This is a genomic window from Chengkuizengella sp. SCS-71B, from assembly GCF_040100845.1.
Classification (GTDB): domain Bacteria; phylum Bacillota; class Bacilli; order Paenibacillales; family KCTC-33759; genus Chengkuizengella.
In genome coordinates this window covers 1-1,226 of the sequence record NZ_JAZHSH010000005.1, presented here as the reverse complement: position 1 = coordinate 1,226, position 1,226 = coordinate 1, and the positions used below count along the sequence as shown (strand labels likewise).

Sequence of the window (1,226 nt, the reverse complement as noted above, 5' to 3'; positions counted from 1 at the left end):
AATGGTACACATCAACGATATCTTTTAAAGTGATATTACGCTGATTTGTTGATAGTTTGATAGATTCAGACTTGCATTATAGTCTCGATCTATCACCAAACCACATGAATTACATTGGTATGTACGATCTGATAGTTTAAGGTCTTTTTTTACTTCTCCACAACAACTACATGTCTTAGAAGATGGATACCATTTATCAGCGAGTATTAATTCAATTCCATAAAACTTACATTTGTACTCCATTTGTTTTTTAAACTCATGTAAACATTGTTTTGCAATCGCTTTGGATAAATGTTTGTTTTTCATCATGCCTTTAATATTCAAATCTTCCATAACAACTTTAGATGGCTTGGTTTTCACGATCTCATTCGTTGTTTGATGCAAATAATTGTTTCTTATATTTGCTAATTTACGGTGTACTAACTTTATTTTCTTTTCGAGTTTTATAATGTTGCATGTTTTGACGAAACGGTTTCCCTCCTTATTCATTTCATATTTTTTTGATAGGGTGCGTTGCAACCTACGCAACTTCTTTTCCATCTTTTTGATTCTTTTTGTTTTGTTTATATTTTTAAACGTCATTCCATTACTACATACAGCTAAATCTTTAATACCTACATCAACACCGATAACTTCATCTGTTAATTCAATTTTCGATTGTTCTTCTTCCACTCCAACGGATAAATACCAGTACTTTCCGTCAAAACTTACTCTAGGGTTCATGTATTTCACTTCCATCGGAATTTGTTCAGTTGTGTTAACCCATCCTACCTTTTCGATCAACACTTTCATTGGCTTTACTTTCAACTTTTCCGTGTCATTGTAAAACGATGGTTTACTTTTACGTCTGCTCTTAAACTTTGGTTTGTCAGCCAGACCTTTAAAGAAACGTTTATAAGCATTACAAGCATCTTTAACAGCTTGTTTAGCCACGTTATTTGACACTTCATTTAGCCATTGCAACTCAGTTTTCTTTAATTGGGTTAGTTCTTTCCTCAACGTACCATCTAAGATAAACTTCCCACCGTTGTTGTAGTTTTCTTCTTGTCTTGCCAATGTCCAGTTGTAGATGAATCTTGCTGTACCAACGGATTGCCAAAGCTTCTGCTCTTGCTCTTCATTCGGCTTGATTCTAATTTTCTTGGCTAGGATCATCTTCAACTAACTCCTTAATCATTTTCTTAGCTTTGTTGGCTCTTTTACCTTGAAGTCTGCAACTAAACACA

1 protein-coding gene and 1 pseudogene are annotated in these 1,226 nt (G+C 33.9%); both read right to left on the bottom strand.

What is annotated here, in order from left to right; translation table 11 throughout:
* Positions 1 to 24: 24 nt before the first annotated feature.
* Complete coding sequence (locus VQL36_RS21065; RefSeq protein WP_349247502.1) at positions 25 to 1,155, bottom strand: RNA-guided endonuclease TnpB family protein; 1,131 nt, start codon at positions 1,153 to 1,155, stop codon at positions 25 to 27.
* Positions 1,133 to 1,226 (bottom strand): annotated as a pseudogene (locus tag VQL36_RS21060) (IS607 family transposase); the annotation flags it as partial. The gene VQL36_RS21065 and the pseudogene VQL36_RS21060, both read right to left, overlap by 23 nt.